11 protein-coding genes and 2 pseudogenes are annotated in these 14,110 nt (G+C 71.7%); 7 read left to right on the top strand and 6 right to left on the bottom strand.

The window, feature by feature from the left end; translation table 11 throughout:
• Both LNW71_RS25695 and LNW71_RS25700 read left to right on the top strand, forming a co-directional pair.
• Positions 1 to 504 (top strand): PH domain-containing protein, encoded by a 504-nt coding sequence (locus LNW71_RS25695; protein WP_250970388.1) that lies wholly within the window; start codon positions 1 to 3, stop codon positions 502 to 504.
• Positions 501 to 2,068, top strand: a pseudogene (locus tag LNW71_RS25700) (PH domain-containing protein). Before LNW71_RS25695 ends, LNW71_RS25700 begins: the two are co-directional and overlap by 4 nt.
• A gap of 6 nt (positions 2,069 to 2,074) precedes the next feature.
• On the opposite strand, the gene LNW71_RS25705 reads toward LNW71_RS25700, so the two are convergent.
• The 6 genes from LNW71_RS25705 to tkt form a co-directional block, all read right to left on the bottom strand.
• Complete coding sequence (locus LNW71_RS25705) at positions 2,075 to 2,431, bottom strand: VOC family protein (protein WP_250970389.1); 357 nt, start codon at positions 2,429 to 2,431, stop codon at positions 2,075 to 2,077.
• 79 nt (positions 2,432 to 2,510) lie between these two features.
• Positions 2,511 to 3,296, bottom strand: a complete 786-nt coding sequence (pgl, locus tag LNW71_RS25710) for a 6-phosphogluconolactonase (protein WP_308294518.1) — start codon at positions 3,294 to 3,296, stop codon at positions 2,511 to 2,513.
• Positions 3,293 to 4,315, bottom strand: a complete 1,023-nt coding sequence (gene opcA / locus LNW71_RS25715) for a glucose-6-phosphate dehydrogenase assembly protein OpcA (RefSeq protein WP_250970390.1) — start codon at positions 4,313 to 4,315, stop codon at positions 3,293 to 3,295. Before opcA ends, pgl begins: the two co-directional genes overlap by 4 nt.
• Complete coding sequence (zwf, locus tag LNW71_RS25720; RefSeq protein ID WP_250970391.1) at positions 4,312 to 5,844, bottom strand: glucose-6-phosphate dehydrogenase; 1,533 nt, start codon at positions 5,842 to 5,844, stop codon at positions 4,312 to 4,314. Before zwf ends, opcA begins: the two co-directional genes overlap by 4 nt.
• A gap of 5 nt (positions 5,845 to 5,849) precedes the next feature.
• Entirely contained in the window at positions 5,850 to 6,968 is a 1,119-nt protein-coding gene (gene tal / locus LNW71_RS25725; protein WP_250970392.1) for a transaldolase, read from the bottom strand.
• 34 nt (positions 6,969 to 7,002) lie between these two features.
• A complete protein-coding gene (gene tkt, locus LNW71_RS25730; protein ID WP_250970393.1) occupies positions 7,003 to 9,105 on the bottom strand; it encodes a transketolase in 2,103 nt (700 codons plus the stop codon).
• A 435-nt stretch (positions 9,106 to 9,540) separates the two neighbouring features.
• Between tkt and LNW71_RS25735 the strand changes: the two genes are divergently transcribed.
• From LNW71_RS25735 to dgoD, 5 genes and pseudogenes are all read left to right on the top strand, one after another.
• Complete coding sequence (locus LNW71_RS25735; RefSeq protein WP_250970394.1) at positions 9,541 to 10,494, top strand: heme o synthase; 954 nt, start codon at positions 9,541 to 9,543, stop codon at positions 10,492 to 10,494.
• A 97-nt stretch (positions 10,495 to 10,591) separates the two neighbouring features.
• Positions 10,592 to 10,948 (top strand): hypothetical protein, encoded by a 357-nt coding sequence (locus tag LNW71_RS25740; protein ID WP_250970395.1) that lies wholly within the window; start codon positions 10,592 to 10,594, stop codon positions 10,946 to 10,948.
• Between the two features lie 236 nt (positions 10,949 to 11,184).
• Positions 11,185 to 11,942: pseudogene (locus LNW71_RS25745) on the top strand (SDR family NAD(P)-dependent oxidoreductase).
• A 41-nt stretch (positions 11,943 to 11,983) separates the two neighbouring features.
• The gene (locus tag LNW71_RS25750; RefSeq protein ID WP_250970396.1) at positions 11,984 to 12,727 is read left to right on the top strand and encodes a FadR/GntR family transcriptional regulator; all 744 of its coding nucleotides are present in this window, start codon (positions 11,984 to 11,986) and stop codon (positions 12,725 to 12,727) included.
• Positions 12,724 to 13,869: a galactonate dehydratase gene (gene dgoD, locus LNW71_RS25755; protein WP_250970397.1), complete on the top strand. Its 1,146-nt coding sequence runs from the start codon at positions 12,724 to 12,726 to the stop codon at positions 13,867 to 13,869. The genes LNW71_RS25750 and dgoD overlap by 4 nt, the downstream gene beginning before the upstream one ends.
• Positions 13,870 to 14,110: the final 241 nt, after the last annotated feature.

Here is a 14,110-nt window from a genome sequence, read left to right on the forward strand (position 1 = left end):
ATGTCCACGGGGGAGGGGACGGTGCGGCTGCGGCCGCCGGCCAACACGCTGGACCCGCGGGCCGTCGGCTGGTGGCGCACCCAGTGGCTGCTGCTGACGGCCGCACCGGTGGTGGTCCTGGCCGTGCCGGCCGTCCTCCTCGCCTCCGCACGGTTGTGGCTGCTGCTCACCGCCGCGGCCCTGGCGGTCATCGGCGCCGGCTGCGCCGTCCTGGTCCCCCTCTGGTGGTTCCGCACCCATCGCTGGGAGGTCACCGACGAGGCGGTGTACGTCCGCACGGGAGTGCTGTGGCAGGAGTGGCGGATCGCGCCGATGTCCCGGATCCAGACCGTGGACACCGTGCGCGGTCCCCTCGAACAGCTCTACCGGCTCGCCACGGTCACCGTCACCACCGCCTCGTCCAAGGGCGCGGTCCGGATCGAGGGCCTCGACCACGAAATGGCGGCCGCTCTCGCCGAGCGGCTGACCCGGATCACCCAGGACACCCCCGGGGACGCCACATGAGCCCGGTGGACACCGCCCCGGACCAGGCCCCTCCGGACGAGGACGGCGCCGGCCGGCCCGCCGCGCCCGCCGACTGGCGGCGGCTCGACCGGCGCACGGTCCTGCTCGCCGCTCTCGTCACCGCGGGCGTGGCGGCCGGCGCCGCCGTACCGACCACGCTCGGGCTCTCCGGGCGCTTCGGCTTCGGCCCGGCCGTCGCCTGGGTGCTGACGGGCGCCGCTGTCCTGATCGCCTCCGGCGCCGGCGCCGACTACGTCCGGTGGCGCCGCACCCGCTACCGCGTCGGCGCCGACCGCGTCGAACTCCACACCGGCCTGCTGCTCGTCAAGAAGCGCTCCCTGGCCCGCGAGCGCATCCGCAGCGTCGACCTCACCGCCCATCTCCTCCAGCGGGTCCTCGGCCTCGTCACGGTCCGGATCGGCACCGGCGAGCACACCGGCAGCGAATCCACCCTGGAGCTCGACCCGGTCCTGCGGGCCGAGGGCGAACGGCTGCGCCGCGCACTGCTGGAGCGGGGCCTCACCGCCACCTCCGGCAGCCACGTCGAGGGCGAGCTCGTCGCCCTCGACCCGCGCTGGGTCCGCTACGCACCGGTCTCCTTCGTCGCACCCGCGCTCGCCGGCGCGGCTGCGGGCGCCGTCATGCAGGTCAGCGACTGGTTCGGGGCGCAGGGCCAGGTGATCGAGTGGATCGAGGAGCGGTACCGGGACACCTCCCTGCTCTCCGTGATCGTGCTCCTCGCCGTCGCCGCGGTCGCCGCCGGCGTCATCGGCGCGCTGGGCCTGTGGGTCGAGAAGTGGTGGAACTACCGGATGGAACGCGAACCCGGCGGCACCCTGCGCATCCGGCGCGGACTGCTCACCTCCCGGTCCGTCACCATCGAGGAACGCCGGCTGCGCGGCGTCGACCTCGTCGAGCCGCTCGGTGTCCGGCTGATGGGCGCCGCCCGGCTGGACGCCATCACCACCGGACTGGCCAAGGACGACGAGGAGCAGCACGGCGACCACAACACCCTGCTGCCCCCGCGCCCAGGCCGCTCGCCGACGCCGTCGCCGCCGCCGTACTGCGCGAGGCCGCCTCCCCGACCGGCGCCCCGCTGACCGCGCACCCCGTCGCCGCCCGCGGCCGGCGGCTGCGCCGGGCGCTCTGGGCGGTTCTGGTCCCGGTACTGGTCCTGGCGCTGCTCGGCGCCCGGCTGACGCCCGTCCTGCTCTGGATCGCGCTCGGCTGCGCGGTCGTGGGACTGCCCGTCGGGGTGCTGCTGGCGCGGGACGCCTACCGCGGTCTGGGGCACGCCCTCAGCGGCGCGTACCTGGTCACCCGCTCCGGAGCGCTGCGCCGCTCCACCGCCGCGCTGGAACGGGCCGGGGTGATCGGCTGGACGGTGCGGCAGTCCTACTTCCAGCGGCAGGCCGGGCTGCTGAGCATCACCGCCACGACGGCCGCGGGAGCGGGCGCGTACACGGTGTACGACGCGGACGCGGCCGAGGGGCTGGACTTCGCCGCCGAGGCCGTCCAGGGCCTGCTGGAGCCGTTTCTGGAGCGGGTCCCGGCGGGGGAGTGAGCCCGCTCAGCCGTGCGTCGTGTCGATGACGCAGAAGCGGTTGCCCTCGGTGTCCGCGAGGACCACGAAGTCCGGGTCCTGCGGATACAGCTTCCAGTCGGCCCGTACGGCGCCGAGCGCGAGCAGCCGCTCCACCTCGGCGTCCTGCTCCTCGGTGTACAGGTCGAGGTGGACCCGCGGCACCTCCTGCACCGGCGTCGTGCTGCGGCCCAGGGAGAGCCCGGGGCCGGCGCCGTCGGAGGGGACCAGCACCACCCAGTCCTCCCGCAGCGGCTCACGCTCCACGTAGCCGAGCGCCGCCTTCCAGAAGGCCGCCGCGCGCGGTACGTCCGACGCGCCCATCACCACGCTTCCGATATGCATGGGGAGAGCCTTTCACGCCGCGGGCCCGGCCCGCTCCGAGGAGCGGACCGGGCCCGCGGGCAGTGCTGCTGACGGCCGCTCAGGGAGAGGCCGGCGGATACAGGGCGCGCGGCAGCTGCGAGGCCGCCGCCGCGTCCAGCAGCCACAGGGTGCGGCTGCGTCCGTACGCACCCGCCGCCGGGGCCTGGATCTCCCCGGCACCCGACAGGGCGATGGCCGCCGCCTCCGCCTTGTCCTCACCCGCCGCGAGCAGCCACACCTCACGGGCCGCCCGGATGGCGGGCAGCGTGAGCGACACCCGTACGGGCGGCGGCTTGGGCGCCCCGTGCACACCGACGACGGTGCGCTCGGTCTCCCGCACCGCGGGCAGCTCGGGAAAGAGCGAGGCGACGTGCGTGTCCGGTCCGACGCCCAGCATCAGCACGTCGAACACCGGCACCGGACCGTGGTCCTCCGGACCGGCCGCGGCGGCCAGTTCGGCGGCGTACCCGGCAGCCGCGGCATCGACGTCCCCGCCGTGCGGGCCGTCCGACGCGGGCATCGCGTGCACCCGTGCCGGGTCGAGCGGCACCGAGTCCAGCAGGGCCTTGCGGGCCTGCGTGACATTGCGTTCCGGGTCGCCCTCGGGCAGGAACCGCTCGTCGCCCCACCACAGGTCGATCCGTGACCAGTCGACCGCGTCCCGGGCGGGCGCCTCGGCGAGCGCGGCCAGCAGGCCGTTGCCGTTGCGACCGCCGGTGAGCACCACCGAGGCGTGACCGCGCGCGGCCTGGGCGTCCACGACCTTCGTGATCAGCCGGGCCGCCGCGGCCTGCGCCATCAGCTCCTTGTCGCGGTGCACGACGAGCTGGGGGACGACGCTCACTTCGACGTCGCCTTCTTCGCCGCGGCCGTCTTCTTGGCCGGGGCGGCGGACGCGTCGGCCGGCTTCGAGGCCGCGGCGGCCTTGGGGGCCGTCGCCTCCCCGAGCCGGTCCACGCCGAACTTCACCGAGGACTCGTAGGTGTTGTCCGGGTCGAGCCGGCGCAGCTCCTCGGCAAGCAGCTCCGCGGTCTCCCGGCGCTTGAGCGCCACCGCGCGGTCCGGCTGTCCCACCATGGAGAGCGTGGCCAGCGAACCGTCGGCCCGGTCCAGCACGATCGTGCCGCTCTTGGTCTCCATCCGGACGGCCGTCAGACCCGGGCCGCCCGACATGGTGCGCTCCACCGGTACCTGGAGCCGGTCCGCGAGCCACATGGCCAGCAGTTCGCAGCTCGGGTTCTCCGACTCGCCCTCGACCGTCGCCGAGAGGACGTCCACGGACTGCTGGTCGAGCGCGGCCGCCAGCATCGAGCGCCACCCCGTGATCCGGGTCCAGGACAGATCGGTGTCACCGGGGGTGTACGACTTCGCGCGCACCGCCAGTTCGGCGATCGGGTGTTCCGCCGAGTAGGTGTCCGTGATCCGGCGCTGGGCGAGTGCGCCCAGCGGGTCCTTCGCCGGGTCCGAGGGCGCGTCCTCCGGCCACCAGACCACGACCGGGGCGTCCGGCAGCAGCAGCGGGAGGACCACCGACTGTGCGTGGTTGGCCAGTTCGCCGTGCAGCCGCAGTACCACGGTCTCGCCGGTGCCCGCGTCGGAGCCGACCCGGACCTCGGCGTCCAGCCGGGCGTCGCGCCGGGAGCGCGGCGAACGGCTGACCCGCTTGATCACCGCGATGATCCGCGAGGGGTGCTCGCGCGAGGCGTCGCCGGCCGACTTGAGCGCGTCGTAGGCGTTCTCCTCGTCGGTGACGATGACCAGCGTGAGGACCATGCCGATCGCCGGGGTGCCGATGGCGCGGCGTGCCGACACCAGCGCCTGGTTGATCTTGCTGGAAGTGGTTTCCGTGAGATCGATCTTCATGGCCGGCGCCAGCTCCGTCCGTCTCGTGCGAGCATGTCGTCCGCCTCGGTCGGGCCCCAGGTGCCCGACGGGTACTGCGCGGGCTTGCCGTGCTTGTCCCAGTACTCCTCGATCGGGTCGAGGATGTCCCAGGAGAGTTCGACCTCCTGGTGGCGGGGGAAGAGGTTGGCGTCGCCGAGCAGCACATCGAGGATGAGCCGTTCGTACGCCTCGGGGCTGGACTCCGTGAAGGACTCGCCGTAGGCGAAGTCCATCGTGACGTCCCGGACCTCCATCGAGGTGCCGGGCACCTTGGAGCCGAACCGCACGGTCACGCCCTCGTCCGGCTGGACCCGGATGACCAGGGCGTTGCTGCCCAGCTCCTCGGTCGCGCCGGACTCGAAGGGCAGGTACGGGGCGCGCTTGAAGACGATCGCGATCTCCGTGACCCGCCGGCCGAGCCGCTTGCCGGTACGCAGGTAGAACGGCACGCCCGCCCAGCGGCGGTTGTTGATCGTCAGCTTGATCGCGGCGAAGGTGTCGGTCTTCGACTTGGGGTCGATACCGTCCTCCTCCAGATAGCCGAGGACTTCCTCGCCGCCCTGCCACGCGTGCGCGTACTGGCCGCGCACGGTGTGCTTGCCGAGGTCGTCCGGCAGCTCGACGGCGGTGAGCACCTTGAGCTTCTCGGCGACCAGCGCCTTCGGGTGGAAGGAGCCGGGCTCCTCCATCGCGGTCAACGCCAGCAGCTGGAGCAGGTGGTTCTGGATGACGTCACGGGCGGCGCCGATGCCGTCGTAGTAGCCGGCCCGGCCGCCGATGCCGATGTCCTCGGCCATCGTGATCTGTACGTGGTCGACGTAACTCCGGTTCCAGATCGGCTCGAACATCGTGTTGGCGAACCGCAGCGCCAGGATGTTCTGGACCGTCTCCTTGCCCAGGTAGTGGTCGATCCGGAAGACCTCGTGGGGCGGGAACACGTCGTGCACGAGCTGGTTGAGCTCCTGCGCGCTCTTGAGGTCGTGGCCGAAGGGCTTCTCGATGACGGCACGCCGCCAGGAGCCCTCCTTCTGGTCCGCGAGCCCGTGCTTCTTGAGCTGCTGGACGACCTGGGGGAAGAACTTCGGCGGCACGGAGAGGTAGAAGGCGAAGTTGCCGCCCGTCCCCTGCGCCTTGTCGAGTTCCTGGATGGTCGCCTTCAGGGTCTCGAAGGCGTCGTCGTCGTCGAAGTCGCCCTGGACGAAGCGCATCCCCTGGATGAGCTGCTGCCAGACCTCTTCACGGAACGGGGTACGGGCGTGCTGCTTGACGGCGTCGTGGACCTCCTGGGCGAAGTCCTCGTCCTGCCATTCGCGGCGCGCGAAACCGATGAGCGAGAAGCCCGGCGGCAGCAGGCCGCGATTGGCCAGGTCGTAGACGGCGGGCATCAGCTTTTTACGGGACAAATCGCCCGTGACGCCAAAGATGACCAGGCCCGACGGCCCCGCGATACGCGGGAGCCGTCGGTCCTGGGCGTCACGGAGCGGGTTGGCTCCGGGAACACCAGACAAAGTGGTCAGCCCTCCGAAGGGGCGAGGCGCTTGAGTTCCGCCTCGGTCGAGTTGAGCAGGTCGGTCCAGGCAGCCTCGAACTTCTCGACGCCCTCGTCCTCGAGGAGCTGGACGACGTCGTCGTAGCTGACCCCGAGCTTCTTGATCGCTTCGAGGTCGGCGCGGCCCTGGTCGTAGGAACCGGCGATGGTGTTGCCGGTGATCTCGCCGTGGTCGGCCACCGCGTCCAGAGTCGCCTCCGGCATGGTGTTGACCGTGTTCGGTGCGACGAGGTCGTCGACGTACAGGGTGTCCTTGAGGGACGGGTCCTTGACGCCGGTGGAGGCCCACAGCGGACGCTGCTTGTTGGCGTGCGCCTTGTCGAGGGCGGTCCAGCGCTCGCCGGCGAAGACCTCCTCGTACGCCTCGTAGGCCAGGCGCGCGTTGGCGAGGGCGGACTTGCCCTTCGCGGCCTTGGCCTCGTCGCTGCCGATCGCGTCCAGCCGCTTGTCGATCTCGGTGTCCACGCGGGACACGAAGAACGAGGCCACCGAGTGGATCTTGGAGAGGTCGAGGCCCGCGGCCTTGGCCTTCTCCAGGCCCGCCAGGTAGGCGTCCATGACCTCGCGGTAGCGCTCCAGCGAGAAGATCAGCGTGACGTTGACGCTGATGCCCCGCCCGATGGTCTCGGTGATCGCCGGCAGGCCGGCCTTCGTCGCCGGGATCTTGATGAGCGTGTTCGGCCGGTCCACCAGCCAGGCGAGCTGCTTGGCCTCGGCGACCGTCGCCAGGGTGTTGTGCGCCAGGCGCGGGTCCACCTCGATGGAGACCCGGCCGTCCTGGCCGTCCGTGGCGTCGAAGACCGGACGCAGGATGTCGGCCGCGTCCCGGACGTCCGCGGTGGTGATCATGCGGATGGCTTCCTCGACGGTCACCTTGCGGGCCGCGAGGTCGGTGAGCTGCTGCTCGTAACCGTCGCCCGAGGAGATCGCCTTCTGGAAGATCGACGGGTTGGTCGTGACACCCACGACGTGGCTCTGGTCGATCAGCTCCGCCAGATTGCCCGACGTGATGCGCTTGCGCGACAGGTCGTCGAGCCAGATCGCCACGCCCTCGTCGGAGAGGCGCTTGAGTGCGTCTGTCATTGGAATTGCATCTCCTACTAGTCGTATGTCGTCGTCAGCGCGTGGCGGCGGCGAGAGATTCCCGCGCGGCGGCGGCGACGTGCTCGGCGGTGAAGCCGAACTCGCGGAACAGGACCTTGGCGTCGGCCGAGGCACCGAAGTGCTCCAGCGAGACGATCCGGCCGGCGTCCCCGACGTACCGGTACCAGGTCAGGCCGATGCCGGCCTCGACGGCGACCCGGGCCTTCACGGCCGGCGGCAGGACGCTGTCCTTGTACGCCTGGTCCTGCTCCTCGAACCACTCGACACACGGCATCGAGACCACCCGGGTCGGAATGCCGGCGGACTGCAGTTCCTCGCGCGCCTCGACGGCGAGGTGCACCTCGGAGCCGGTGCCGATGAGGACGACCTGGGCGTCCGCGCTCTGCCCGTCGGCCCCTTCGGCGTCGAACAGCACGTAGCCGCCCTTGGCCGCGTTCTCGTTCGCCTCGTAGGTCGGCACGCCCTGGCGGGTCAGCGCCAGGCCGTGCGGGGCGCCCTTGCCGAACACCTTGGTGTAGCGCCGCAGGACCTCGCGCCAGGCGATGGAGGTCTCGTTGGCGTCGGCCGGACGGACGACGTTCAGGCCCGGGATGGCACGCAGCGAGGCCAGGTGCTCCACCGGCTGGTGCGTCGGGCCGTCCTCGCCGAGACCGATCGAGTCGTGCGTCCACACGTACGTCACCGGCGCGTGCATCAGCGCGGACAGGCGTACGGCGTTGCGCATGTAGTCGGAGAACACCAGGAAGGTGCCGCCGTAGATGCGGGTGTTGCCGTGCAGCGCGATGCCGTTCATGGCCGCGGCCATGGCGTGCTCGCGGATGCCGAAGTGCACCGTGCGGCCGTACGGGTCCGCGCCCGGCAGCGGGTTGCCGGCCGGGAGGAACGACGACGTCTTGTCGATCGTGGTGTTGTTCGAACCGGCCAGGTCGGCGGAGCCGCCCCACAGCTCGGGGATGATCTCGCCGAGCGCCTGCAGCACCTTGCCGGAGGCGGCGCGGGTGGCGACGCTCTTGCCGGGCTCGAAGACGGGGAGCTTGTCCTCCCAGCCCTTGGGCAGCTCGCCCGCGCGGATGCGGTCGAACTCGGCGGCGCGCTCCGGGTTGGCGGTGCGCCACGCGGCGAACGTCTTCTCCCACTCGGCCTTTTCCTCGCGGCCGCGGTCCAGCGCCTCGCGGGTGTGGGCGATGACCTCGTCGGCGACCTGGAAGGACTTCTCCGGGTCGAAGCCCAGCACCTTCTTGGTCGCGGCGACCTCGTCGGCGCCGAGCGCGGAGCCGTGCGCGGCCTCGGTGTTCTGGGCGTTCGGCGCGGGCCAGGCGATGATCGAGCGGGCCGCGATGAACGACGGGCGCCCGGTCTCGGCCTTGGCCGCCTGCAGCGCCTTGTACAGGGCCGCCGGGTCCAGGTCACCGCTCGGCAGCTGCTCGACGCGCTGGACGTGCCAGCCGTACGCCTCGTAGCGCTTGAGGGTGTCCTCGGAGACCGCGGTCTCCGTGTCGCCCTCGATGGAGATGTGGTTGTCGTCCCACAGGAGGACCAGGTTGCCCAGCTTCTGGTGCCCGGCCAGCGAGGACGCCTCCGCGGAGATGCCCTCCTGGAGGCAGCCGTCACCTGCCACGGCCCAGATCATGTGGTCGAACGGGGAGGTGCCGGGGGCCGCCTCCGGGTCGAACAGGCCGCGCTCGTAGCGCGAGGCCATCGCCATGCCCACGGCGTTGGCGACACCCTGGCCCAGCGGGCCGGTGGTCGTCTCCACGCCCGTGGTGTGGCCGTACTCCGGGTGGCCCGGAGTCTTCGAGCCCCAGGTGCGGAAGGCTTCGAGGTCCTCCAGCTCCAGGCCGTACCCGGCCAGGTAGAGCTGGATGTAGAGGGTCAGACTGCTGTGGCCCACCGAGAGGATGAACCGGTCGCGGCCGGTCCACTCCGCGTCCGCGGGGTCGTGCCGCATCACCTTCTGGAAGAGGGTGTACGCGGCGGGAGCCAGGCTCATGGCCGTACCCGGGTGGCCGTTTCCGACCTTCTGTACGGCGTCCGCGGCGAGGACGCGGACGGTGTCCACGGCCCGCTGGTCCAATTCGGTCCACTGGAGGTCTGTGGTGGTCGGCTTGGTGCTCACCCTGAGTCAGGGCTCCTCTCCACTGTTGTAAACCGGTGACTGTGACCGCACCGGGCGTTGTCGAGCCTACCCCCGTCGCCACCCGCGATTTCCGGGTAATCCCAGGGTGCGGGCGGCCCGCCGAATTCGCCTCCCGTATGAGCGCGGAGGCTCACCGATGCGTCACTCCGATGAGCGCCGGAGCTCACTCCTGAGGTGCTCCGAAGAGCGCCCCGGAGCACTCCTGTACGACTCCTGCGGGCACCGGTGTGTACGGGTGTGCCGGTCCGGTGGGAGGAGCCTTCCCCCGATGGGCATCGGCAGGCCTCCACGCCACATCAACACGACCCCACCCCCGCGAAGGACGGCCTGTCCCCAACGTCTACAGTGGTCTGGTTCGCGCAAGTCTTTACTGGGCCTTCATGCCCGGAGCTTGCTGGGATTTCTCTGTCAGGGGTGTGCGTGACGGCCGTCGAGTCCCGACCCGCAGGGGTCGCCTTGACTCCGAGCCCAGGGGGCCATCGCCCATTCGGGGCCCGTGTCAAGGCATTCGTGGCACTGACCAAGCCTCGGATCATCGAGCTGTTGCTGATCACCACTGTTCCGGTGATGTTCCTGGCCGCTCAGGGTGTACCCGACCTGTGGCTCGTGCTCACTACCACCATCGGCGGATACCTGTCCGCCGGCGGTGCCAATGCACTGAACATGTACATCGACCGCGACATCGACGCGTTGATGGACCGTACGTCGCAGCGACCACTCGTCACCGGGATGGTGAGCCCGCGCGAGTGCCTGGTCTTCGGCATCGCGCTCGCCGTGCTGTCGACGCTCTGGTTCGGGCTGCTGGTCAACTGGCTGTCGGCGGCGCTGTCGCTCGGGGCCCTGCTCTTCTACGTCGTCGTGTACACGATGCTGCTGAAGCGCCGTACCTCGCAGAACATCGTCTGGGGCGGCATCGCGGGCTGCATGCCGGTCCTCATCGGCTGGTCGGCCGTGACGAACTCGATGTCCTGGGCCGCGGTGATCCTCTTCGCCGTCATCTTCTTCTGGACGCCGCCGCACTACTGGCCGCTCTCCATGAAGGTGAAGGACGACTACGCCCGGGTCGGCGTCCCGATGCTTCCGGTCGTTGCCACCAATCGGGTGGTGGCCCGCCAGATCGTCATCTACAGCTGGGTGATGGTCGCCGTCTCGCTGCTGCTGACCCCGCTGGGCTACACCGGCTGGTTCTACACGGCTGTGGCCTTGCTCACCGGCGGCTTCTGGCTCTGGGAGGCACACGGCCTGCAGAGCAGGGCGAGGGCCGGGGTGGCCGGCGCCAAGCTCAAGGAGATGCGGCTGTTCCACTGGTCGATCACCTATGTGTCGCTCCTCTTCGTCGCCGTCGCGGTGGACCCCTTCCTGAGGTAGTCCGCCTCGTCGGTTCCTGCCCACGGGCGGGGTGCGTGGGCTACGCCACGTGCCCCGCCCGTCGCCAGTTGATCTACCCGTCGGTAGCATCCTGTTCATGGCAGAGACGGCTGAGACCCAGCAGGCGGACAGCAGGCAGGCGGCGCGCGCGGAGCGCAGGGCGGCGAGGCTGGCCAAGCAGATCGGTGCCTTCGCGAAGGCCCACGGCGGCGCCGAGGGGCAGCTCGCCTACATCGGACAGACGGGCACCCGCATCGTCCTCGTCGGCGAGGACGGCGGCTGGGGCGATCTGGTCGCCCCCTCGTACGCGGTGGCCGAGAGCGCCGCGCAGAAGTCCGGGATCACGATGCACGAGTCCTTCGACGGAGAGTTCGCCGCCAAGGTGCGCACCGGCCCGTACGAGTGGACGCGGATGGCCGGCATCCAGGTCGGCGGGCCGGCCAACAAGGCCTGAGCCCCTGCGGAACGAACGGAACGGCGGAGGCCGGCCGGACACCTGTCCGGCCGGCCTCCGCCGTTCCGTCGTTCACCTAGGCATCGAATCGAATTCTCACTTAATTACTAATTAATCTTGACGAAGGGTCGGGGAGCCGCCACAGTGCTGTCCGTGGCACCGCAACAGCCCCCGCCCCGGGCACTGTCGCCGCGGACGGCCGGGGCAGGCACGAAACCGAGGAGTCGTCCCGCCCCATGAACGGAAACCCCCGCTTCGCCGACAAGGTGGCCCTGGTCACCGGAGCCGCCTCGGGCATCGGCGCGGCCACCGCCGAACGCCTGGCCGCGGAGGGTGCGGCCGTGATCGTCGCGGACCTCGCAGAGGTTCCCGGCGAGAGCGTCGCCGAGTCCATCCGGGCCCAGGGGGCCGGGCACTCTTCGTCCGTACGGACGTCTCCGACGAGGGCGACTGGCAGCGGGCGGTGGCCGCGGCACACACCTTCGGACCCGTCGGCGTCCTGGTGAGCAACGCCTACACGGTCGACGTCGCCCCCGCCCACGAGATGACCGTCGCCTCCTGGGAGCGGCAGCTCGCCGTGAACCTCACCGGCACCTTCCTCGGCTTCCGGGCGGTCCTGCCCGACCTGCGCGCACAACGCGGCGCCGCGGTGCTGACCTCCTCGGTCCACGCCCACAAGGGCATCCCGGGGCACCCGGCCTACGCGGCGTCCAAGGGCGCGCTGCTCTCCCTGTGCGGACAGCTCGCGGTGGAGTACGGGCCCGAGGTGCGGGTCAACGCCGTGCTGCCGGGGCCCATCCTCACCGCGGCCTGGGACCGGGTCGCGGAGGAGGACCGCCGCAGGAGCGTCGCCGAGACGGCCGCCGGCCGGTTCGGCACCCCGCAGGAGGCGGCGGCCGCCATCGCCTTCCTCGCCGCCGACGAAGCGTCCTACATCACCGGATCGAGCCTGCTCGTGGATGGTGGCTGGTCCGTCGTCAAGGCCTCGGCCTGACGCCGCCGTACCCCGTCGCACAGCTGAAAGGGCACACAGACATGACGCCGTACGCGCGCCGCGGAGTCCACGGCCAGACCGTGGAGACTCTCGCGCGCCGGGTCCTGAGCGGCGAGATCCCCGAAGGAGCGACACTCGACCTCGTGGCGCTCCAGGGTGAGCTCGACGTCAGCCTGACCGCCCTGCGGGAGTCCCTGAAGGTCCTCGCGGCCAAGGGGATCGTCGACGCGCGCCAGAAGCGCGGCACCTTCGTCAGGGCACGCGCCGACTGGAATCTGCTCGACGCGGACGTGCTGCGCTGGCAGTTCGCCGGGGGCACCGGCTCCGGCGCCGACCGGGCCCTGCTGCGCAACCTGGGCGAGGTCCGCGGCATCGTCGAGCCGGCCGCCGTCCGGCTGGCCGCCGAACGCCGCACCGAGGCCGACCTGGTCGTCCTCGAAGACGCGCTGACCGCGATGGGCGAGCAGGACGGCGGCGCGGCGCACGCGGTCGAGGCGGACCTCGCCTTCCACCGCGCGCTCCTGGCCGCCACCCACAACGAGCTGCTGGAGCGCATGGAGATGGTCATCGAGTCCGGCCTCGCGCACCGCGACGAGATCGTGCACAGCTCCCGCCACGGTGAGGACCCGGTGCCCAGCCACCGGGCCGTCCTGGACGCCGTGCGCGCCCAGGACCCGGCCGAGGCCGAGCACGCCATGCGGGCGCTGCTCGACCAGGCCGTACGCGACCTCGACCGGGTGCACGGCACCGGCGCGGCCGCCGGCGAGAGGAGTGCGGACCGGTGAAGATCACACGTATCGAGACCTTCCTCGTCCCGCCGCGCTGGCTGTTCTGCCGGATCGAGACCGACGAGGGCGTCGTCGGCTGGGGCGAACCCGTAGTCGAGGGCCGGGCCGAAGTGGTCAGGGCCGCCGTCGACGTCCTGGCCGAATACCTGATCGGCCAGGACCCGCTGCGCATCCAGGACCACTGGCAGGTGCTCAGCAAGGGCGGCTTCTACCGCGGCGGCCCGGTGCTCTCCAGCGCCGTCGCCGGCATCGACCAGGCGCTGTGGGACATCGCCGGAAAGACGTACGGAGCCCCCGTGCACGCCCTGCTCGGCGGCCCCGTGCGCGACCGGGTCCGGGTCTACGCCTGGGTGGGCGGTGACGAGCCCGCCCGACTCGCCGAGGAGATCACCGCCCAGGTCGAGGCCGGATTCACCGCCGTCAAGATGAACGCGGCCGGCCGCACCTCGCCCCTGACCACCCCCGCCGAGACCGCCGCCGTCGTCGAACGGGTCGCCGCCGCCCGCGAGGTGCTCGGCCCCGGCCGCGACGTCGCCATCGACATGCACGGCAGATTCGGACCGGCCGGGGCCCGCCGGGTGCTGCACGCGATCGAGCCGCTGCACCCGCTGTTCGTGGAGGAACCCCTGCTGCCCGATCAGGGCCACCTGCTCCCGGCCCTCGTCGGCGCCACCTCCGTCCCCATCGCCACCGGCGAACGGCTCTACGGGCGTGCCGACTTCCTGCCCGCCCTGACGGCCGGGATCGCGGTGGCCCAGCCGGACCTCTCGCACGCCGGGGGCATCTCCGAGGTCCACCGCATCGGCTCGCTCGCCGAGACCTACGGGGTGCAGCTCGCCCCGCACTGCCCGCTCGGCCCCATCGCCCTCGCGGCCAGCCTGCAGATCGCCTTCGCCACCCCGAACTTCCTCATCCAGGAACAGAGCCGGGGCATTCACTACAACAAGGACGCCGACCTGCTCAGCTACGTCGTCGACACCGAACCCTTCCGTTTCGACTCCGGACACGCCCGGCGCACACAGCTGCCTGGGCTCGGCGTCACCGTCGACGAGAACGCCGTACGCGCGGCCGACCGGTCCGGCCACGCCTGGCGCAATCCGGTGTGGCGGCACGACGACGGGTCCTTCGCCGAATGGTGAGCGCCCCGTCCCCGCCGCGGACCGGGACCGGCCGGGCGCACGGCGGCCGGCGGACGTCCCCGGCCGAGGGCAGCACGGTGTCCGGCGCACCCGTGGCGTAGCCTCGGCGGGTTCCCCGAGCAGGATCCGTACCGCTCCCGGGGCCGGGCCGACGCGCGGCCGCGGCCTCGGCCGGGCGGCCGCCGGGGAGGGCGACGCCGCCCCGGTCCCGGCCCGCGGCGAGGTGCGCCGGCGCCTCACC

Origin of the sequence: Streptomyces sp. RKAG290, from assembly GCF_023701695.1 — a bacterium.
In the GTDB taxonomy this organism is placed as follows: domain Bacteria; phylum Actinomycetota; class Actinomycetes; order Streptomycetales; family Streptomycetaceae; genus Streptomyces.

Bases quoted from the DNA above. Each gene is read 5' to 3' on its own strand.
- LNW71_RS25705 (WP_250970389.1), bottom strand. From the start codon at position 2,431: ATGCATATCGGAAGCGTGGTGATGGGCGCGTCGGACGTACCGCGCGCG.
- tal (WP_250970392.1), bottom strand. From the start codon at position 6,968: ATGACAGACGCACTCAAGCGCCTCTCCGACGAGGGCGTGGCGATCTGG.
- LNW71_RS25750 (WP_250970396.1), top strand. From the start codon at position 11,984: ATGACGCCGTACGCGCGCCGCGGAGTCCACGGCCAGACCGTGGAGACT.
- LNW71_RS25695 (WP_250970388.1), top strand. From the start codon at position 1: ATGTCCACGGGGGAGGGGACGGTGCGGCTGCGGCCGCCGGCCAACACG.
- LNW71_RS25740 (WP_250970395.1), top strand. From the start codon at position 10,592: ATGGCAGAGACGGCTGAGACCCAGCAGGCGGACAGCAGGCAGGCGGCG.
- opcA (WP_250970390.1), bottom strand. From the start codon at position 4,315: ATGAAGATCGATCTCACGGAAACCACTTCCAGCAAGATCAACCAGGCG.